General features: G+C 67.8%; 18 protein-coding genes. 4 read left to right on the top strand and 14 right to left on the bottom strand.

From position 1 onward, the window contains the following. The first annotated feature begins 125 nt into the window (after positions 1 to 125). A complete protein-coding gene (locus BLS81_RS02800) occupies positions 126 to 656 on the top strand; it encodes a hypothetical protein (RefSeq protein ID WP_256326035.1) in 531 nt (176 codons plus the stop codon). Between the two features lie 17 nt (positions 657 to 673). On the opposite strand, the gene BLS81_RS02795 is transcribed toward BLS81_RS02800, so the two are convergent. Continuing rightward, positions 674 to 976: a putative quinol monooxygenase gene (locus BLS81_RS02795; RefSeq protein WP_093220420.1), complete on the bottom strand. Its 303-nt coding sequence runs from the start codon at positions 974 to 976 to the stop codon at positions 674 to 676. 31 nt (positions 977 to 1007) lie between these two features. After that, positions 1008 to 2030: an NADP-dependent oxidoreductase gene (locus BLS81_RS02790; protein WP_256326034.1), complete on the bottom strand. Its 1023-nt coding sequence runs from the start codon at positions 2028 to 2030 to the stop codon at positions 1008 to 1010. 83 nt (positions 2031 to 2113) lie between these two features. On the opposite strand from BLS81_RS02790, the gene BLS81_RS02785 reads away from it, so the two are divergent. Then, positions 2114 to 3046 carry a LysR family transcriptional regulator gene (locus BLS81_RS02785; RefSeq protein ID WP_093220418.1) on the top strand — a complete coding sequence of 311 codons (933 nt, stop codon included), beginning with the start codon at positions 2114 to 2116 and terminating at the stop codon, positions 3044 to 3046. A 201-nt stretch (positions 3047 to 3247) separates the two neighbouring features. Here BLS81_RS02785 and BLS81_RS20275 read toward each other — a convergent pair whose 3' ends face one another. The 3 genes from BLS81_RS20275 to BLS81_RS02775 all read right to left on the bottom strand — a co-directional run bounded on the left by BLS81_RS20275 (position 3248) and on the right by BLS81_RS02775 (position 7559). Then, positions 3248 to 3967: a hypothetical protein gene (locus BLS81_RS20275; RefSeq protein WP_143023272.1), complete on the bottom strand. Its 720-nt coding sequence runs from the start codon at positions 3965 to 3967 to the stop codon at positions 3248 to 3250. 129 nt (positions 3968 to 4096) lie between these two features. After that, positions 4097 to 5593 (bottom strand): anthranilate synthase component I family protein, encoded by a 1497-nt coding sequence (locus BLS81_RS02780; RefSeq protein WP_093220415.1) that lies wholly within the window; start codon positions 5591 to 5593, stop codon positions 4097 to 4099. 10 nt (positions 5594 to 5603) lie between these two features. Further along, positions 5604 to 7559 carry a peptidylprolyl isomerase gene (locus BLS81_RS02775; protein ID WP_093220413.1) on the bottom strand — a complete coding sequence of 652 codons (1956 nt, stop codon included), beginning with the start codon at positions 7557 to 7559 and terminating at the stop codon, positions 5604 to 5606. Positions 7560 to 7694: 135 nt separating this feature from the next. Here BLS81_RS02775 and tpiA point away from each other — a divergent pair, with 135 nt between their 5' ends. Then, positions 7695 to 8444 carry a triose-phosphate isomerase gene (gene tpiA / locus BLS81_RS02770; protein ID WP_093220409.1) on the top strand — a complete coding sequence of 250 codons (750 nt, stop codon included), beginning with the start codon at positions 7695 to 7697 and terminating at the stop codon, positions 8442 to 8444. 91 nt (positions 8445 to 8535) lie between these two features. Here tpiA and BLS81_RS02765 read toward each other — a convergent pair whose 3' ends face one another. Then, positions 8536 to 9600 (bottom strand): aromatic ring-hydroxylating oxygenase subunit alpha, encoded by a 1065-nt coding sequence (locus tag BLS81_RS02765; protein ID WP_093220406.1) that lies wholly within the window; start codon positions 9598 to 9600, stop codon positions 8536 to 8538. Between the two features lie 249 nt (positions 9601 to 9849). Between BLS81_RS02765 and BLS81_RS02760 the strand changes: the two genes are divergently transcribed. Next, entirely contained in the window at positions 9850 to 10128 is a 279-nt protein-coding gene (locus tag BLS81_RS02760; protein WP_176786990.1) for a hypothetical protein, read from the top strand. A gap of 200 nt (positions 10129 to 10328) precedes the next feature. Here BLS81_RS02760 and BLS81_RS02755 read toward each other — a convergent pair whose 3' ends face one another. The 8 genes from BLS81_RS02755 to parE form a co-directional block, all read right to left on the bottom strand. After that, a complete protein-coding gene (locus BLS81_RS02755; RefSeq protein WP_093220400.1) occupies positions 10329 to 10541 on the bottom strand; it encodes a helix-turn-helix transcriptional regulator in 213 nt (70 codons plus the stop codon). Continuing rightward, a complete protein-coding gene (locus tag BLS81_RS02750; RefSeq protein WP_143023271.1) occupies positions 10538 to 10957 on the bottom strand; it encodes a hypothetical protein in 420 nt (139 codons plus the stop codon). Before BLS81_RS02750 ends, BLS81_RS02755 begins: the two co-directional genes overlap by 4 nt. Positions 10958 to 11099: 142 nt before the next feature. Then, positions 11100 to 12596 (bottom strand): CYTH and CHAD domain-containing protein, encoded by a 1497-nt coding sequence (locus BLS81_RS02745; protein ID WP_093220395.1) that lies wholly within the window; start codon positions 12594 to 12596, stop codon positions 11100 to 11102. Positions 12597 to 12657: 61 nt separating this feature from the next. Further along, complete coding sequence (locus BLS81_RS02740) at positions 12658 to 14049, bottom strand: leucyl aminopeptidase family protein (RefSeq protein WP_093220392.1); 1392 nt, start codon at positions 14047 to 14049, stop codon at positions 12658 to 12660. After that, the gene (locus BLS81_RS02735; protein ID WP_093220389.1) at positions 14046 to 15434 is read right to left on the bottom strand and encodes a serine hydrolase domain-containing protein; all 1389 of its coding nucleotides are present in this window, start codon (positions 15432 to 15434) and stop codon (positions 14046 to 14048) included. Before BLS81_RS02735 ends, BLS81_RS02740 begins: the two co-directional genes overlap by 4 nt. Then, on the bottom strand, positions 15431 to 16081 hold the full coding sequence (locus tag BLS81_RS02730) for a YiiX/YebB-like N1pC/P60 family cysteine hydrolase (protein WP_093220387.1): 651 nt from the start codon (positions 16079 to 16081) through the stop codon (positions 15431 to 15433). The genes BLS81_RS02735 and BLS81_RS02730 overlap by 4 nt, the downstream gene beginning before the upstream one ends. Beyond that, entirely contained in the window at positions 16078 to 17409 is a 1332-nt protein-coding gene (rimO, locus tag BLS81_RS02725) for a 30S ribosomal protein S12 methylthiotransferase RimO (protein WP_093220384.1), read from the bottom strand. Before rimO ends, BLS81_RS02730 begins: the two co-directional genes overlap by 4 nt. Positions 17410 to 17471: 62 nt before the next feature. Further along, a complete protein-coding gene (gene parE, locus BLS81_RS02720) occupies positions 17472 to 19454 on the bottom strand; it encodes a DNA topoisomerase IV subunit B (RefSeq protein WP_093220382.1) in 1983 nt (660 codons plus the stop codon). Positions 19455 to 19537: the final 83 nt, after the last annotated feature.

Here is a 19537-nt window from a genome sequence, read left to right as displayed (position 1 = left end):
AGCCTTTGTGGCCGACAGCGCAACCACGCCCCGATTCCGCCGCCTTTTCGGACGATCCGCGCTGTAATAGGGGGGAGCGATTCGGGTGGGCCGAGCGTTCGGTTCACCCCAAGGAGATCAAGACGATGGTTCGCGCCCTGTTTCTCGCCGCCGCGCTCAGCCTGCCGATGACGGCGATCGCGCAGACCACGTTCGCGCAGACGCCGCCCCCGCCGGCCGCGCGATCGGGCGACACGATCACCGCGGCGGACGTGGCGGGCAAGGATTTCGCCGAGCAGGACCACGCCGGGGTCGCCGAGCAGGCCGAGTCGGGCCAGCCGGTGAAGCGCATCCGCAACATCGCGATCACCGGGACCGCGCCGTGCCCCAAGGCGAGTTCGCCCGACGAGGTGGTGGTCTGTTCGCGGATCGACGAACCCTATCGCATCCCCAAGCCGCTGCGCGACCGCAAGCCGATCCCGGCGCAGAACCAGAGCTGGGTCAATCGCACCGCGTCGATGGACCAGGTCGGCCGCGAGGCGGCCGGGCTGCCCGATTCGTGCTCGCCGGTCGGCTCGGGCGGGCAGACCGGCTGTAGCGCGCAGCGGCTGCAACAATGGACCGCCGAGCGGGTGGCGAAGCGCAACGGCCAGTCGATCGACCCGACCGCGCCCTGAACGCGCCGGCCGCCCGGTCAATCGTCCATCAACGCCCGCTCTCGCGTGACATCGTATTTGCGGATGTCGCCCGAGATGCGATCCCGCCACCGGTGCAGGAACCGCGCCGTGTCCGCCGCTTGCAGGTGCGCGGTCAACGCCGCCTGATCGCGCCAGCGCTCGGCGATCAGCAGCCGCCCGGTGGACGGATCTGCCACGGCGGCGTCGTACGCGAGATTGCCGTCGCGCCGTCGCGCGGCGGCGGCGAGCGCGCGCAGATCGCGGCTGAACGTTGCGAGCGCCGATGGCGCGACGGAGATGTGCCCGGTGACGATCAGCATGATGCCGTGCCTTTCCTGGACCCGATGACGATCAGGCGACCGTGAGGACGATCTTGCCCTGAATGGCGCCGCTTTCGGCACGGCGGTGCGCGCGCGACGCTTCGGCGAGCGGGAACGTGCTGTCGATGACGATCCGAAGCGTGCCGTCGTCGAGCAGGCGGGCGGCTTCCGCCAATTGGGCACCGTTCGATCGAACCTGGGTCGAGGAGACATGGACGCCGCGCGCGGCCGCCGCCGCCTGACCGGCGAACCCCAGCGGATTGACCAGGAACAGCGCGCCGCCGGGTTTGATGACCCGCAGGAAGCGTTCCATGTTCGCGCCGCCCACCGCATCCAGAACCAGATCGGCGTCGCGAACCGACTCCTCGACGGCGGTCGTCCGATAGTCGATGAACCGATCGACGCCGAGTTCGCGCATCAGCGGCGCGTTCTTGGGCGATGCCACCGTGATGACCCGCGCGCCCCGCCATTTCGCCAGTTGCACGGCCAGATGCCCGACGCCGCCGCCGGCACCGTTGATGAGCACGGTCCTGCCCTCGAGCGGCACCGGGGCATGGCGGAACGGCTGGAACGGGTTCGGTTCATCATGGCCAAGCTCGATGAGGAACTGCCATGCGGTCAGCAGCGACATCGGCGCGGCGGCGGCGTGGACATGGTCGATGCCAGCGGGTTTGCGCGCGAGCTGCGATGCCGGCACGGTGACATATTCGGCGTAAGCGCCGCTGCCGGTCATCACATTTTCGGGGAAGCGGACCATCGCGTACACCGCGTCTCCGGCGCGGAAACGATCGACCCCGTCGCCGACCGCCTCGACCACGCCCGACACATCGGTGCCGAGGATCAGCGGAAAGGCCGCATCGGGCCGCCATTCGGGCGGCAGTGCGCGATAGCCATCGCGCAGATACCAATCGGGCGGGTTTAGCCCCGCCGCCCGAACGCGGACGCGCACCTCGCCGGGCTGCGGGTCGGGCCTGGGGGCGTCTTCATATATCAGGACGTCGGGGCCGCCGAAGGCGTGGAGCCGCGCCGCCTTCATCATATCGTGCATGGTCATCTCCGCTAAGAAAGTCGATGTGCGGGATGTAGCCCCGTGCCGGAGTGGTTGATAATCGGCCGGTATGGCGCTTTAGTAATGCCGTGACGGAACAGATCATCCTCGACCGGCTGACCGGCCTGATCGCGTTCGCGCGCGCGGGATCGCTCGGCAGCTACACGGCGGCGGCGCGCGCGCTGTCGATCTCGCCGTCGGCGGTGAGCAAGAGCATCCAGCGGCTCGAACGGCACCTCGGGGTGACGCTGTTCACCCGCACGACGCGCTCGCTCGCCCTCACGCCGGAGGGGCGCGACCTGCACGAGCGCGCGCTGCGGCTGCTGCGCGAAGCGGAGGAGATCGAGCAGACCGCGATGCGCGCGCGCTCCGAACCATCGGGCACGCTGCGGGTCGCGGCGTCGCTGCCGATCGGGCTTCATCTGATCGCGCCGGCGCTACCGGCGTTCCGGCGGCTTCACCCAAAACTGTCGGTCGATTTGCGGCTGAACGACCGGATGGTGGATATCGTCGAGGAGGGGATCGACATCGCGATCCGCATCGGCGATCTCGCGGACAGCCGCCTGCTATCGCGCAAGCTCGCGCCGCATCGGCTCTGCTGCTTCGCATCGCCGGACTATCTGAAGGCGCATGGGACGCCGCTCGACCCCGACGATCTGGACGGGCATGAGACCGTCAACCTGCGCTATCAGAACACCGGCCAGACCTTCCGCTGGCCGTTCCGGCTCGGCGACCGCGAGATCGAGATCGTGCCCAAGGCCGGTGTGGTGGCCGATGCCAGCGAGGCGGTGATCGCGATGCTGGTGGCGGGCGGCGGGATCGGCATGGGAACGACGTTCATGGCGGCGCCGCACGTGATGCGGGGTGAACTGGTGCCGGTGCTTTCCGCCTTCGCGGTCGAGCGGAACACCATCACCGCGCTATGGCCGGAGAGCCGGCGCGCCAATCCGGGAGTGCGCGCCTTTCTGACGATGCTCCAGACGGTTTTGCCGGAGCGCATGGCGGGTGCGCGGATCGCGTGACGTCGGGGGGCGGTTCCCTGTGGTTCGGTTCGTGCGCTCGGTCTGGTGGAGGCGCCTGCTCGATCGCTGCTCTGTGATTGGGCGGGGTATGTCGTTACGCTTGGGGGCGCCTGGGACATTGGTCCGATCGGGAGGAGCGGGGTTGGTGGGAACGAGACAGGCCGCTTTCAACGGCACAATCAAGAAAGCCGCCTGACATGCCTAGTCGGCCTCCACGTCGTCATCATCCCGTATCGGATTGTAGAGCCTAAAAGCTGGTGCACTACGGAGCTTGGGGTGCTTGTTTTCCGGCTTCACCAGCGGAGACAATAACGACGGAGCCGAAGGAACGGGTGCCGTTTCGGGGTATGGCTCGCCTCGAAAGTAGTGATTAACGCTTATTTCTAAAGCGCGAATATAATCATTGAAATTCGCGAGGCTGTTGGAAAAGGACGTAAGAGCATCGCTGTTGATGAAATCATTTGTAAACCTGCTCTTATGCTTAGCTGATTTGTGATAGACATGCCCAAATGGCCCCTCTTTCATCAATTCCCACACGGGTGTATCATTCTCGATATCTTCGTCGGTCAATGAAAACCCAAGCCCGGTAACCCCGCGAATACCATGAACATAATAATTTCGATATTGTCGAGCGCGAGTCAGGTAGTTTACTGCAAACTTGATAGCATCCCGCAAATCGCTCTGCTCATCTGCGAACTCTTCGGCCATGCAGTCGAGAGCTTGAGCGATGCCGACCGAGTTCATTTCGACGATAAGGATTTCGGCCGCCTTCCAACTCCGATATTCGCCTGCACAAACAAGGCTACGTAGCATCTGGCGAAGACCAAGCTCGCAGCTATTCCAAGCAATGCAGATCAAACCAAGGGCCATGGGAATGTCGCGGTGATCCCCGGTCAATACGAAGTTCTCAGTATCTGCCATTGCACGACCATAGCGACAATCACCAAGCAGCGCATGTCGGATTTCGGGCTAAGTCCACTTACCGCTCTACGACCACAAGTGGGCGCGACCCGCCCTCCCAAGCCGCTCAAACCCCTCAGGCCATCACGCCTACTGCCCGAACCCCGGCGCGCTCGCCCGTGCCACCGCCTCGCGCGCCGCCGCGAGCAGCGCGCCGGCCTTCGCCTCGCATTCACGCTGTTCGTACTCGGGGTTCGAATCGGCGACGATGCCCGCGCCCGCCTGGACGTGCATGACCCCGTCCTTGACGATCGCGGTGCGCAGCACGATGCACGAATCCATCGACCCGTCGGGCGAGAAATAGCCGACGCCGCCAGCATAAGGCCCGCGCACCGCGCCTTCCAGTTCGGCGATGATCTCGCAGGCGCGCACCTTGGGCGCGCCGCTGACCGTGCCGGCCGGAAAACCCGCGAACAGCGCGTCGAGCGCGTCGCTGTCGGGCGCCAGCGTGCCGACCACGTTCGAGACGATATGCATGACGTGGCTGTAGAATTCGGTGGTGTAGCTCGCCGTCACCTGCACGCTGCCCGCCGCCGCGACCCGGCCGACATCGTTGCGGCCGAGATCGAGCAACATCAGATGCTCGGCGCGCTCCTTGGGATCGGCGAGCAGGCTGACGCGGTTGGCCTCGTCCTCCGCCGCCGTCTTGCCGCGCGGGCGGGTTCCCGCGATCGGGCGGATCGTCACCTCGCCATCGCGGACGCGCACCAGGATTTCGGGTGACGAGCCGCTCAGCGAAAAGCCCGGCAGATCGAGATGGTAGAGGAAGGGCGAGGGGTTGATCCGCCGCAGCGACCGATACAGTTCGAACGGCGGCAGCGGGAACGGCGCGGTGAAGCGCTGCGCGAGCACCACCTGGAAGATGTCGCCCGCGACGATATAGTCGCGCGCCGTTTCCACCATCTCGGCGTAGCGGCCGGCGGGGAGCGTCGGGGTGAGCGCGATCTCGGGCAGGTCGGTGGCGCGGACGGGTGCGGGCAGCGGCGTCGCGGCGAGGCGCCCGGCGACCGCGTCGATCCGCTCGGCGGCTTGCGCGATGATCGCGTCCGGCGCGCGCGTGGCGTCGGGCCACACCGGCGCGACGAGGAACAGCGCGTCGGCGAGCCGGTCGAAGATCAGGATAACGGTCGGGCGCACGAAGATCATGTCGGGCAGGCCGAGCGGATCGACATCGGGGCGCGGCAGCGTTTCGACCAGCCCGATCGTCTCATAGCCGAAATAGCCGACCAGACAGGCGAGCGCGCGCGGCAGCTCGGCGGGCACGTCCATCCGGCACGACGCGACGAGATCGCGCAACGCGGCGAGAGTCGGCTTGGCGGCGGGCGCGAAGGCATCGCGGTCGGTGAGCCAGTTCGGGTTGAGCTCGGCGGACTGGCCGTGCGCGCGGAACACGAGATCGGGCGCGAGGCCGATCAGGCTGTGCCGCCCGCGCGTCTCGCCGCCCTCGACCGATTCGAGCAGGAAGTCGCCGCGACCCGGCTCGATCAGCCGCAGCGCGGCGGCGACCGGGGTCTCGGTGTCGGCGATCTGGCGCCGCCACAGCAGCGCCGGGCGCCCGGCGGCGAGCGCGGTGGCCGCCGCCGCCATGCCATCGCGATCAGGGCTGATCGGTCGTCTCCTGTCCGGTCAGCGCCGCCTTGAGCTTGGCGAGCGCGATCGCATCGGTCTTGACGCCGACCGTGCCGCGCACCGCCTTGACGAACTGCTGGATATATTCGCCGCCGGTCGCCTTGCCGATATCGGCCTGGGTCGCCGCGACGATATCGGGGCGGCCCCGCGCGTCACCCTTGTCGATCCGGTCGAGCCACAGCACGAACCAGCCCGCGTTGTTGGGCACGGCGACGATCTTGGCGGTGTGCGGCGCCATGCTGAACAGCATCGCGAGCGGCGCGGGCACGCCGGCGGGGTTGGCGGTGATCTCGGCGCGGGTCTTGTCGAGCGGCTGGACCGGGGGCAGCTTGACCCCGGCGGCGGCGACCGCCTGCGCGAGCGGCGTGCCCGTGTTGGCGGCGTCCATCACCTTCTTGGCGACGGCGCGCGCGGCCTTGGCGGCACGTTCCATGGTGAAATCGCGCGCGACCGCGTCACGGATCTCGGCGAGCGGCGGCGGGGCGGACGGGAACACCTTGGCGGTCGCGACGATCGCGAAGCTGTCGGCATCGACCGGTACGAGCTGCGGCGTGTCGCCCGGCTGGCTGGCGAAGCCCGCATCGACGATCGCCTTCGCGGCCGGGGGCACCTTGGCGTCGGGGTGCGCGGGATCGACCCCGCTCGCCAGCACCGGCGGCGAGACCTGCGGGGTCAGCTTCTGCTGGCTGACGAGTTGGTCGAAGGTGGCGCGGTTCGAGATCGCATCGTCGAGCGCATCGTGGATCTTGCGGAGCTGATCGTTCTTCTTCTGCGTGGTGAGCTGCTCGGTGAGCTGGGCCTTGGCCTGCGCGAGCGGGATTTCACCGCGATCGTCGATGCTCTCGACGCGGCCGACGACATAGCCGAGCGTGCCCTTGACCGGGCCGATCACGCTGCCCTTGGCGGCGGCGAACACGGCATCGGCGAACGCCGGCGAGGTCTGCGCGGCGATCGCGCTCTTCTCCAGCGCGGTCATCGTCGCGGGTTCGAGGCCGGCGGCGCGCGCGGCCTGGTCGATCGGTGTGCCGGCCTTGATCTTGGCGGCGAGCGTATTGGCGCTGGCGGCGTCGCCGACGATCACGCGCACGACGGTGCGGCGCTGGACCGCGCGGAAGCTGGCGATCTGCGCCTGATAGGCCGCCGCGATCTCGGCGTCGCTGACCGTGACCGGGGTGGTCAGCGCCTTGCCCGACACGGTCGCGTAGCGGATCGTGCGGCGTTCGGGCACGCTGTAGCGCGCGGCGTTGGTCTTGTAATACGCGGCGAGCTCGGCATCGGTCGGCGCCGGACCGGTGGCGAGCGCGCCGGCGGGGATCGCGGCGATCTGCGCGTGGCGCTTCTCGAGCAGCAGCCCGGCATAGGTCAGCGCGAGCGCACGCGGCACCTGCGGCGTGTCGGCTTGGAGCGGGGTGACGAGCAACTGGGCGATCATGCCCTGTTTCATGTCGGCGCGCAGCGCGGCATCGGTCTGGTGCGCTTGTTTGAGCGCGCGGTCATAGGCGTCCTGGCTGAACTTGCCGTCGGGGCCTTGCAGCGACGGGATGCTGGCGATGCGGCCGTCGACCAGCCGGTCGCTGACGAACATGCCCTGCTTGTGGCCGAAGCGTTCGAGCGCGATCGTGTCGATCATGCGGTTGAGCGTGCCGTCGACCCCGCCGCCGGCGACGAATTGCGCCATGTCGAGCGTCGGGTTCTGCTGGCGATACCCCTCCAGCTCGCGCTGCGCGCGGCTGCGGATGTCGTTCGCGCCGATCTTGGTGCCGCCGACGGTCGCCAGCGATTCGCCCGATCCGGTCGCGCCGCCGCCCCCGGTCAGCCCGGTGATGTCGGTCAGCCCGAACATCAGGGCGATGACGATCAGCCCGGCGAGGGTGACGACGACGCCGACCTTCGAGTTGATGATCCGGCGGAAGAAACTGAGCATAACGCGGGCGTGCCGATCTGTTGAAGGCGGAGTAGCGCGCCGCTTTAGGCGGCGGGGGCGGGCGCTTCAAGCTTGTGTGACGGCGGAACCTCGGTATCGCAGCGCAACAAACACCTAAAAAGGGGGAGACTGGGGATGAGACGACGCAAGCTGATTGCGGGCAACTGGAAAATGAACGGCGATCTCGCCGCGCTCGCCGAGATCGAGACGATCGCGGCGGCGGCCAGGGGCTATCCGGGCGTGGACGTGGCAGTCGGCGTGCCCGCGACGCTGATCGCACCGGCTGCGGCGCGCGCGCCGGGCTTCGCGATCGGCGCGGAGGATGTCCATCCTGCGGACAGCGGCGCCTTTACCGGCTGTATCTCCGCCGGAATGGTGCGCGAGGCGGGGGCGAGCTTCGCGATCGTCGGCCACAGCGAGCGCCGCGGCGGCTACGCGGAAACCGACGCCGAGGTGAAGGGCAAGGCCGAGGCGCTGCTGCGGCATGGGCTGAACGGCATCCTGTGCATCGGCGAGACGGCGGAACAGCGTGGCGCGGGGGCGGCCGTCTCGGTCGTGACCGGCCAATTGCGCGGATCGATGCCGCACGGCGCGGCATCGGGCTGGCTGTCGATCGCCTATGAACCGATCTGGGCGATCGGGAGCGGGCGCACCCCGACGCCCGAGGACGCGGCCGCGATCCACGGCGCGATCCGTGCGACGCTGGCCGAACTGCTCGGCGACGACGCATCGGCGATGCGTATCCTTTACGGCGGATCGGTGACCGGGGACAATGCCGCCGCGCTGCTCGCGGCCGACGATGTCGACGGCGCGCTGGTGGGGGGCGCGAGCCTGAGCGCGGCGACGTTCGTGCCGATCATCGCGGCGGCGGCCGGGTTGGGATAGCGCCACCGTCCGCCCCGAGCGAAATCGAGGCGGCGCCTCCGCGCGCCGGTGTCTCGACTTCGCTCGACACGAACGGTTGGCGGGCGTTCGCCTACGCCGTGAAGAATCGGCTCAGCCCCATGTCGCGGAGCAGCCGCCGATAGGCGAGCGAGCTCATGTCGGCGGGGATGTGCGCTTCCATCATCGGATCGAGCGGCAGCTCCTCGGGCATCTGCGCCTCGACGATCGCCTTGTCCTCCTGGAACACGCGCAGGTTGAAATCATACACCGCCTGCACCGGCAGATCGGTATCGAAATTGCGCGCGATCGGCGCAAACAGCCGCGTGACCTTGGCCGAAACCGGCGAGGCGAGATTGACCACCACCAGCCGGTCGGCGCCAGGGAAGTGGATTTCGAGCGACGCCGAGAAGGGCAGGTGGCAGCGGAAGTGGCGCAGCCAGCGGAAATCGGGCACGCCGCGCCCGCTCACGCCGATCGGATAATTGCCGACCGTGCTCCAATATTCGGCCTCGAAACCATGTTCGGTGGTGCGCGGCTTGTACGCGGGCACCTCTGCGTTGTTGGCATCGCCGAAGGTGCCGGTGTGGACGAAGGCGAAATGCGCCACGTCGAGGAACCCCTCCATCTGCCGCCCGGCGAAGCCGTGGATGTCGATCCACGGGCAGACGATCTGCTGATAGCCCGGCTCGTCCCAATGCGGCACGTCGAGGATGTCGCCCGGCGCGGGCCGCGCGCCGGGCGCGGCGGTGAGGCAGGTCCAGATCAGCCCGTACCGCTCGACATGCGGATAGGTCTTGAGGTGCATGCGATCGGGGATTCCCTTGGCGGGGTGCGCGGGCACATGCACGCAGCGCCCGCCCGCGCCGAACGTCAGGCCGTGATAGGCGCAGACCACCCCGCCGCCGGTCTGGGCGCCCATGCTGAGCGGCACGCCGCGATGCGGGCAGATATCGGGCGCGACGACGATCTCGCCCTCGGCGCGGTAGATGACCAGCGGCTGATCGAGCAATTTGGTGCCGAGCGGGGCATCGCCGATCTCGCGGACGAGCGCGACCGGATACCAATGCCGCGCGAGGATCGCCCAATCGGCGGGATCGAATGTGCAGTTGCGCGGCAGGGCCGGCCCCTCGGGAGTGAAGATCGCGGCGGTCGCCATGGGGGCCTCATCGATAGCGGATGAGCGGGAGATGGCGGGGTTGAGGCGCACGATCAAACGCAATGATTTTCACGCGGCGTTGCGAAAATTAGGGCGGCGGGGGGCGGCGCATTTCATGCGTTTCCCAGTGATGGCAACCACCTGCCGCTGCGCCACGTCCCAGCCCTCCGCCAGGCGCCTCCGCCTCGGCCGGAAAAGTGACGGACTACGTATTGAAACCGTTTCGGACGTATGTGATCCGACCCCTTAGTGGCCCGGATGATGATCACGGGGCGCCCGGTGCTTGAGGAGGTCGGGTTGGGGAAGACGGGCAATGGCGCGGCGAAAGACGGGCTGGGTGTCACCATGGCGGATCTGGTCGAGATGGTCGGCTCGCTCTCATTCGCGGTGATGAACACCAACAACGCGGTGGCGGCGCTCGCGAACGGAGATGTCGAGCGCGCTCGACGGAACCTGAAAGAATCGGACACCGACATGGACGCCGTTCTGAAGAAAGCGCGGGCCATACTTCCCGGGCATGACGGCTAGCGCCCCACTTGCGGTCGTTTGAGGCGCAACTGATGGTTCCCGGAACGGATATTGGTTCAGGCCGACCTATTTCATACCTCCATCTGCACGCTGCAATTTCGGGAAATGCCAGTCGTGAACAGGCTTGGGGAAGCGAAACGCGTCCATGGCCGTCAGCCCGCTTGGCGCAGCCGGTTTCCTCCAAGTCGAGGAACCGCTCTTCAATCCTCGTTGCTGATCCAGAAAAGGTCTTCTACCCTCTTATCGAGATCACGGGCGATCTTTAGCGCCAGCAGCGCAGAGGGTGAAAAGACCAGGTTCTCAATCGTGTTGATCGTTTTACGAGATACGCCGACGCGCTGTGCCAAATCGGCTTGAGTCAAGTTTAGCCGCTCCCGCTCTGCGCGAAGCCCGTTCAGCAGGCGTTCGGTCATTGACGTGCCGAAATACGTTCCGCGACGCCGAAGCTTATCAGAGCAGAACAGATGCCCACGGACATGATTATTTGGATGGCATCTCGCGGCCCATAATCCTTCACATATGTCAAAATGTAGCAAACCACGGCTGTGGCGAGCATGTTCCAGAAGCCGATCATCAAGGAGCGTCGTCTGCTAACGTCGCTTCCTTCATCGTTGAGAATGCCGCGCAACACCGTGTTGCGGAATAGGCCGCTCGCCCAAAGCAGGAAGATGGCAACGACTACGCCGGTGACGATCCATGTGATCGGACCGGCACCGCTCGCGTCCATCCGCTGCGTTTGAGTTGCTGCTAGAACGGTGCCCATAACGATTGCGGCTATGGCTCTGTGCTTTGACAGACGCTCCGCCCGTTCGGCGACAACCGATTGCATATGCGCACTCCATTGGTAACCCACGGGTTACATAAGTAACCTTTGGGTGATACGGAGTCAACTGCGCTGGAATGGCTTGATATCCGGCAAGGCGCCCGTTTCTCGATCCGTGTGTTCCTCGGCCTCCCCGCCGCCGGCTTCGTCACCCGCCGGCGCGAGCGCCATCCCGACCGTCGCGCCAATATGGCGGCAGGTGCAGGACGTGGCGGAGTGTGCGGTGTGCGCGTTTCAGCGGTTTGCGGTCGCTTCGGCCGTCCCGCTCAATGACGCCGAGATCGCGGATGAGCGCGTGCGCGGTGGCGAGATCGTTGAGTTCGCCGAGCCGGTCCTGAAGCTTCCCGAGCGCGCGGGAGAAGCGGGCGATGCGGCGGGGGCGGTTGGCCGCCGTGAAAATCGGCGCGAAGAAGTCGTCGGCGTAATGCAGCCGCTTGGCGGCCATGCGCGTGCGGTGGCGGGCGGCGGGGCTGAGGCGTTCGAAGTGTCTGGCGCGGCGTGCGAGGCGGCGACGCGCGCGGGTCAGCGCGTCGCGCGCGAAGGCGGCGAGGGGGCGATCGTCGATCGGTGATTGCGGGCCGGGCGCCGCGATATCCGCGAGCCAGGCGGTGGCATCGAGGAACACCGCGCGCGTCTCGGGCGCGCGGAGCGTCGCCACCAAGGCGGCATAGGCGGCCGCCTGCCGCCGTTTGAGGACGGGGCGGTACGGCGCGAGGTCTTCCCGCTGCAACGCCACGTCGAGATCGCGGACCGCCCCCAATTCCCGGGCGAGGCGCGCCAGTGCTTCATCGACGTGCCGCGCGCGTGCATCGAGCAGCGCGCGGAAGATCGCGAGCGCCGATCGTAACCGGCGCAGCGCGACGCGCGCCTGATGGACCGCTTCGCCCTCGTGTCGGTCGAGCAGGATCGCTTCGTTGAGCCGATAGTGGCGCAGGCAGGCGTTGATCAGCACCGGCAGCGCCTGAGCGACCGTCATCCCGTGATCGAGCGCCACCGGCTCGGCCTTGTACGCGGCCGCGACCGGCCCGAGCAGGCGATAGCCGCGCTCGGCCTTGCTCAGCACCGCGATGTGCAGCGGCGCCGCCGCGTCGAGCTGGCGGACCAGCGCGAAGGCCGCACCGATGCCACCGCCGCCGGGTTCGAGTTCGACCTCGGCTTCGTGGAAAATGCATTGCCGATCGCTCGCCTGGATCAGCGCGCGGTCGGTGACCAGCGTGGCCGAATCCGGCGACGCGAGGCGCCACCGCGTGCGCGCGGTTTCGATCACGAAGACGGGGACGAGCGCGTCCACCCTCTCGGCGTCGAGGGGGAGCCCGGTGACGCGCGAATCGGCGACCGGGCGGAGCGCCGTCACCGGCCGTTCCCATTCACCTCGACCGAACAGGCCCGCGCCGGGCGACAGCGTCTTCACCGTCTGGACGAGACGGCCGCCGCACGCGCGGATACGCAGCGTGAAGCCGGCCGCGATCAGCCGGTGGTCGGGCGTGTCGAAATAGACGGCGCGCTGTTCGAGCCGTTCCGGCCGGGCGCGGGCGGACAGCGCTGTCTCGAGCATCGCCGCCGCCGCGCCGTCCAGATCCAGCTTGATCTCGACCTCGCGCGGCGCGTCCGTACGCTGGGCCGGAAGGGATCGTGGCGAGTCCATCGCGTGACGATATCGGTAGGCCCGGTCGCGGCCATTCGTAATGGCCCGAACCCGCGCGCCCTCACGCTGCGGTGTAGCGGTCCTTGAGCATCGCCCAGACGGCGCGCAAACCGAGCGCCTCGCCGCCCTTGGGGCGGCCCGGCCTGGCGCTCGGGCGCCATGCGAAGGTGTCGAGATGCGCCCATTGCGCGCCTTCGGGAACGAAGCGGCGCAGGAACAGCGCCGCCGTCACCGCGCCGGCGAAGCCGCCGTCGGGGGCGTTGAGCAGATCGGCGATGTCCGAGGCGAGCATGTCGTCATAGCCGTCCCAAAGGGGCATCCGCCACAGCGGGTCTTCGGTCGCGGTGCCGGCCGAGAGCAAGGCATCGGCGAGCGCATCGTTATTGGCGAAGGTGGCGGGGAGGTCGGGGCCGAGCGCGACGCGCGCGGCGCCGGTCAGCGTGGCGAAATCGAGGATCAGTTCGGGGCTGGTCTCGCCGGCGCGGGTGAGCGCGTCGCCGAGGATGAGCCGGCCCTCGGCATCGGTGTTGGTGTTCTCGACGGTCAGCCCCTTGCGGGTCGCGAGCACGTCGCCGGGGCGGAAGGCGTTGCCGGCGATCGCGTTCTCCACCGCCGGGATCAGCAGATGGAGCCGCACCGGCAGATGCGCGCCCATGATGAGCCCGGCGAGCGCGAGCGCGTGGGCGGCACCGCCCATGTCCTTCTTCATCAGCCGCATGCCGGCGGAGGGCTTGATGTCGAGCCCGCCCGAATCGAAACACACGCCCTTGCCGATCACGGCGAGGCGGGGATGCGCGGGGTTGCCCCATTCGAGTTCGATCAGCCGGGGTTCGCGCCCGTGCGCGGCGGCCTGGCCGACCGCGTGGATCATCGGATAGCCGCTGGCGAGCGCGGCGCCCTTGGTAACGGCAAGCTGCGCGCCGTGCGCTTCGGCCAGCGCGGCGGCTTCGGCCTCGAGCTCGGCCGGGCCGAGATCGGCGGCGGCGGTGTTGACGAGATCGCGCACCTGCGCGGTGGCGCGGGCGAGCGCCAGCGTTTCGGGGATGCGCGCCGGCTCGGTGGTGAGCAGCACGCGGCCGGGGGTGCGATCGGGCTGTTTGTAGCGGGTGAAGGCGTGCTGGGCGAGCGCCCAGCCGAGCAGCGCCGCGCCCGCTTGCGCGCCGTCGAGCCGGTAGCTGCCATCGGGCAGGGTTTCGGCGAGTTTGGCGAGATCCCACGTGCCGAGCGGGGTCTTGGCGACGCATAGCAGCACCGACCAGTCCTTGGCCTCGGCGCCGGGCAGGATCGCGCTCGCGCCCGGCTTGGCTTCGACACGCGCGGCGTCGAGCGCAGCGCGTACACGCGGCGGCTGGGCGGTGCGCCAGCCCGCGAACGCATCCGTGGTGACGATGTGGATCGTGCGGGCGCTCTGGCCGCGATCGGGTTGGAGCAGGGGCGTGGGATCGTAGGTCATTGGCTCGGCATCACCAGGAATTGTTCGTAGCGCCCGCTCTCGCCGGGTTCGGCATAGGTCACGACGTTGAGCGTGCGATCGGCATAGACCGCGCGATAGGTGCGGTTGACGAAACCGCCGCGCAGTCGCGGCGCGCGTACGAGATCGAAGCTCCTGGGTTCGCCGAGTGGGCCGAGCGTCGCCTTGTAGTCGGCGAGTGCGGTGGCGGTGAAATAGCCGTTGGAGTCCGCGGTCATCAGCGTGCGGTCGAGCGTGCCCGATCGCAGCATCGTATAGACCCGGCGGGCCTTGTCAGTGCTCGCGGCCTCGGCGCGCTGGGTGGGCGACGGCGGCAGGATGGTTTCGGCGATCCGCGCGGCGATGCTGCTGAACGCGTCGCTGAAATCGCCGTTGACCAGCACCACCACCGCCGCCTTGTCATCGGGGAAGACGGTGTTCTGCGACAGGAATCCGACCGCCTCGCCGCTATGCTCGACGAAACGGTGGCCGAACTGCTCGCCGGCGGTGACGCCGAGGCCGTAGCCGTTGGTGGTGCCGTTGGTGAGCTTGACCGGGGTCTCCTGCTCGGTCCAGTCGGCGGCGGGCAGCACAGTGCGGTTGATCCGGGCGATGTCCCATCTTGCGAGGTCACTTGCCGACATCGCCAGTTCTCCGGCCGCGAACAGCCAGCCGTGCGCGGCGGGCGGCTCGGGGCGGACCGGGCCGAGCGCGAAGCGCTGATAGCCCTGCGGATAGCCGGGGCCGGTGGCGAGATCCTGATCGACCGGGGCGATGCCGAGCGGGGTGAAGACATGGGCCTTGAGGAAATCGAGCAGGGGCATGCCGGCGACTTTCTCGACGATCATGCCCGCGACGACATAGCCGGTGTTCGAATATTGCCATTGGGTGCCGGGCGCGAAATCGAGCGGCTTCTTCGCCCAGCGATCGACGATGTCCTGCGGGGTGACCGGATTGCGCATCGCCGCGAAGCTGTAATCCTGCGGCCAGTAATCCTGCAGACCGGAGGTGTGGCTGAGCAACTGGCGGATCGTGATGACGTCGCCGCCGCTGATGCCGGGGATGTATTTCGAGACCGTGTCGTCGAGGCTGAGCTTGCCCTGATCGCGCAGCAGCAGCACCGCGGCGGCGGTGAACTGCTTCGAGATCGAGGCGATCGGGTATTTGGCGTCGGCGCGGGGCTGGCGGATCGTCTCGGACTGCTTGCCATAGGCCTTGGCGAGAACGATTCGGCCGTCGCGCACGACCGCGATCGACGCGGAGGGCACGCCGGTGCGCGCGAGGCTTTCGGTGACGATCGTGTCGATCCTGGCGGTCTCGACCGGCGACAAGTGTTGCGCGGAAACCGGAGCGGCGGTGAGCAACAGCGCGGCGAGCAGGGCTTTCATTCGTCGTCTTGTATCGCACCCGTGCGGAACGGGAAGCGCGAAACCCGCATCACCGCCTGCACGTGCGGCGCGCGCGCGAAATCGGACGGCGCGATGAAGCCGCGCCCGTCCCACGGGATCTTCACGCCGAGCCGCTGATAACATTCGTCGAGATATTCGGAGCAGAAATATTCGTCGTTGGGCTGGATCATGTGCGGCAGCCGCACGCCGAAGCGCGCGAGGCCGATGCGGAGCGCGATCTTGGCGAGTTCGGCCGCGTCGAACGGACAGCCGAGCTGGCCGGTGGCGAAACCGCTCATCCGCCGCATCTGATCCTGCGTGGCGCGCGCGACCTGATCGTGGCGGGCGATCACGACCTTGCCGTTGAAGGGCTTGTGACGCGGCTGGAAATCGGTGACCCAGCGGCTGAGCGGCACGCAGCGCACGCCGATCTTCTGCACCGCCTCCAGCACCATCACCCGGTCGAGCTCTTCGAGCCGGACGATCATCGCGATGTGGCTCCACTGGCTCTTGGTCGCCCATTGGATGGCGCGCGAGAACATCTGGTTGCCCGAGCAGATCGCGAGATCGCCGGTGCGGACGGCGCGGCGCACCGCGGCATAACGCTGCGGCTGCCAGCTTGCGAGCGCTTCGGCAGGAGTCGTCACGCGGCTACGGGCACCCCGAACAGATCATGTTCGTCGGCATCCTCAATCGCGACCCGTACGATGTCACCGGGGGCGAGGTGGCCGGCGTCGCGCAAGTGGACCTCGCCGTCGATCTCGGGCGCGTCGGCCTTGGAGCGGCCGGTCGCGCCATCCTCGCCGACCGCGTCGATGATGACGTCGAGCGTGCGGCCGATCTTGGCCTGGAGCTTCTCCGCCGAGATGCGCGCGGTGAGCGCCATCAGCCGGGCGTAGCGCTCTTCCTTGATCTCTTCCGGCACAGGATCGGGCAGCGCGTTGGCGGCGGCGCCTTCGACGGGTTCGAAGCGGAACGCGCCGACACGGTCGAGCCGGGCTTCCTCCAGCCAGTCCATCAGATAGGCGAAGTCATCCTCGGTCTCGCCGGGGAAGCCGACGACGAAGGTCGAGCGGATCGCGATATCGGGCGCGATCGTCCGCCAGTGCTTGATGCGCTCCAGCACCTTGGTCTCGTTGGCGGGGCGCTTCATCAGCCTGAGCACGTTGCGACTGGCATGCTGGAACGGGATGTCGAGATAGGGGAGGACCAGCCCCTCGGCCATCAGCGGGATGACCTGATCGACGTGCGGATAGGGATAGACATAGTGGAGCCGCACCCACGCGCCGAGCTTGCCGAGTTCGCGCGACAGATCGGTCATGTGCGCGCGCACCTCCGCGCCATGCCACGGGCGCGGCTGGTGGCGGATGTCGACGCCATAGGCCGAGGTATCCTGGCTGATGACGAGCAGCTCGCGCGTGCCCGCCGCGATCAGCTTCTCGGCTTCGCGCAGGATCGCATCGGGCCGGCGGCTGACGAGATCGCCGCGCAGGCTCGGGATGATGCAGAACGAGCAGCGGTGGTTGCAGCCCTCGCTGATCTTGAGATAGCTGTAATGGCGCGGGGTGAGCTTGAGGCCGCTGTCGGGCACAAGATTGAGGAATGCGCTCGGCGGCATCGGCGCAGCGTCATGGACCGCGCCGACCACTTCCTCATATTGATGCGCGCCGGTGACGGCGAGAACGTTGGGGAAGCGCGCGCGGATCGTCTCGGCTTCCTTGCCCATGCAGCCGGTGACGATGACGCGGCCATTCTCGGCGATCGCCTCGCCTATCGCTTCAAGCGACTCCTCCTTGGCGGAATCGAGGAAGCCGCAGGTGTTGACCAGCACGACATCCGCGCCCGCGTAATCGGGGGACATCTGATAGCCGTCGCTGCGCAGCTTGGTGAGGATGCGCTCGCTATCGACGAGGTTCTTGGGACAGCCAAGCGAAACCATGCCGACGCGCGGCGGGGAGGGGAGAGTCGTTGCCATGAGAGAGGGCGCATGTAGGCGATTGGCGCGATCTTTGCCAGTGGCGCGGGCGTGCGGGCGGATCAGGCGTCGAGTTCGGCCACGTCCATGCGCGCGGCATTCTCCTGGATGAAGGCGAAGCGGTGCGCGGGGTTGGTGCCCATCAGCCGATCGACCAGATCCTTGACGCCGGCACGCTCCTCATATTCCTGCGGGAGCGTGATGCGCAGCATCTGGCGGGTGGCCGGGTCCATCGTGGTCTCGCGGAGCTGCATCGGGTTCATCTCGCCGAGACCCTTGAAGCGTGCGACATCGACCTTCTTGTTCTTGAACGGGCCGGACTCGATGCGGCCGCGATCGGCATCGTCCATCGCGTAGAGGCTCTTGGTGCCCGCCGTGAGCCGGTAGAGCGGCGGCTGGGCGAGGAACAGATGCCCGCGCCGCACCAGATCGGGCATCTCCTGGAAGAAGAAGGTCATCAGCAGCGTGGCGATATGCGCGCCATCGACATCGGCGTCGGTCATGATGACGATGCGTTCGTAGCGCAAATTCTCCGGGTTGCAGTCCTTGCGCGTGCCGCAGCCGAGCGCCTGGATGAGATCGGCGATCTCCTGATTGGCGAGGATCTTGGCCGACGTGGCGCTCGCGACGTTGAGGATCTTGCCGCGGATCGGGAGGATCGCCTGGGTCTTGCGGTCGCGCGCCTGCTTGGCGGAGCCGCCCGCCGAATCGCCCTCGACGATGAAGAGTTCGGTGCCTTCGGGGCTGTCGGCGGCGCAATCGGTGAGCTTGCCGGGGAGGCGCAGCTTGCGCGCGCTGGTCGCGGTCTTGCGCTTGACCTCGCGCTCGGCCTTGCGGCGGAGGCGATCGTCCATCCGATCGAGCACATAGCCGAGCAGCGCCTTGCCGCGCTCCATATTGTCGCTGAGGAAATGGTCGAAATGGTCGCGCACCGCGCGCTCGACCAGCGCGGCCGCCTCGGGGCTGGTGAGCCGGTCCTTGGTCTGGCTCTGGAACTGCGGGTCGCGGATGAACACGGAGAGCATCAGTTCGCTGCCGGTCATCACGTCCTCGGGCGCGATGTCCTTGGCCTTCTTCTGCCCGACGAGATCGGCGAAGGCCCGGATGCCCTTCACCAGCGCGGCGCGCAGGCCCTGTTCGTGCGTGCCGCCGTCGGGGGTGGGGATGGTGTTGCAATACCAGCTATAGCTGCCGTCGCTCCACAGCGGCCACGCCACCGCCCATTCGACGCGGCCCTGCTCGCCTGGAAAATCCTGCCGCCCGACGAAGAAATCGGTGGTGGCGCATTCGCGGTTGCCGATCTGCTCGCGCAGGTGATCGGCGAGGCCGCCGGGGAACTGGAACACCGCCTCGGGCGGGGTGTCGTCGGTGATGATCCCGGCGGCGCAGCGCCAGCGCACCTCGACGCCCGCGAACAGATACGCCTTGGAGCGGACGAGCTTGTAGAGCCGGGCGGGCTTGAAGTGGAGTTCCGGCCCGAAGATCTCGGTATCGGGCACGAAGCTGACCGAGGTGCCGCGCCGGTTGGGGGTCGGCCCGAGCGCCTCGAGCGGGCCGAGCGTGACGCCGCGCGAGAAGCGCTGGCGATAGAGCGTCTTGTTGCGGGCGACCTCGATCGTGGTGTCGGACGACAAAGCGTTGACGACGCTGATGCCGACGCCGTGCAGGCCGCCGGCGGTCTGATACGCCTTACCCTCGAACTTGCCGCCCGAATGCAGCGTCGAGAGGATCACTTCGAGCGCGGATTTGCCGGGGAATTTGGGATGCGGATCGACCGGGATGCCGCGGCCGTTGTCGATGACGGTGAGACGGTTGCCCGCGTCGAGCACCACCTCGATCCGCGTCGCATGGCCGGCGACCGCCTCGTCCATCGCATTGTCGACCACTTCGGCGGCGAGATGGTGCAAGGCGCGCTCGTCGGTGCCGCCAATATACATGCCGGGGCGGCGGCGCACCGGCTCAAGACCTTCGAGCACCTCGATCGAGGAGGCGTCATATTCGAAATCGGGCTTTGGCGCGGCGGCGAACAGATCTTCCTTGGACATGATGTGCGGATAGCGCAGGCGGGGCCTTGCGGCTAGAGGATGTTCCCTAACCGTTCGTGTCGAGACCACGGGCAGCGCTTGAG

It is taken from the genome of Sphingomonas sp. NFR15, from assembly GCF_900103265.1.
Taxonomy (GTDB): domain Bacteria; phylum Pseudomonadota; class Alphaproteobacteria; order Sphingomonadales; family Sphingomonadaceae; genus Sphingomonas; species Sphingomonas pollutisoli.
The sequence above is the reverse complement of the archived record's forward strand: the minus strand, read 5'-3'. Positions and strand labels throughout refer to the sequence as shown.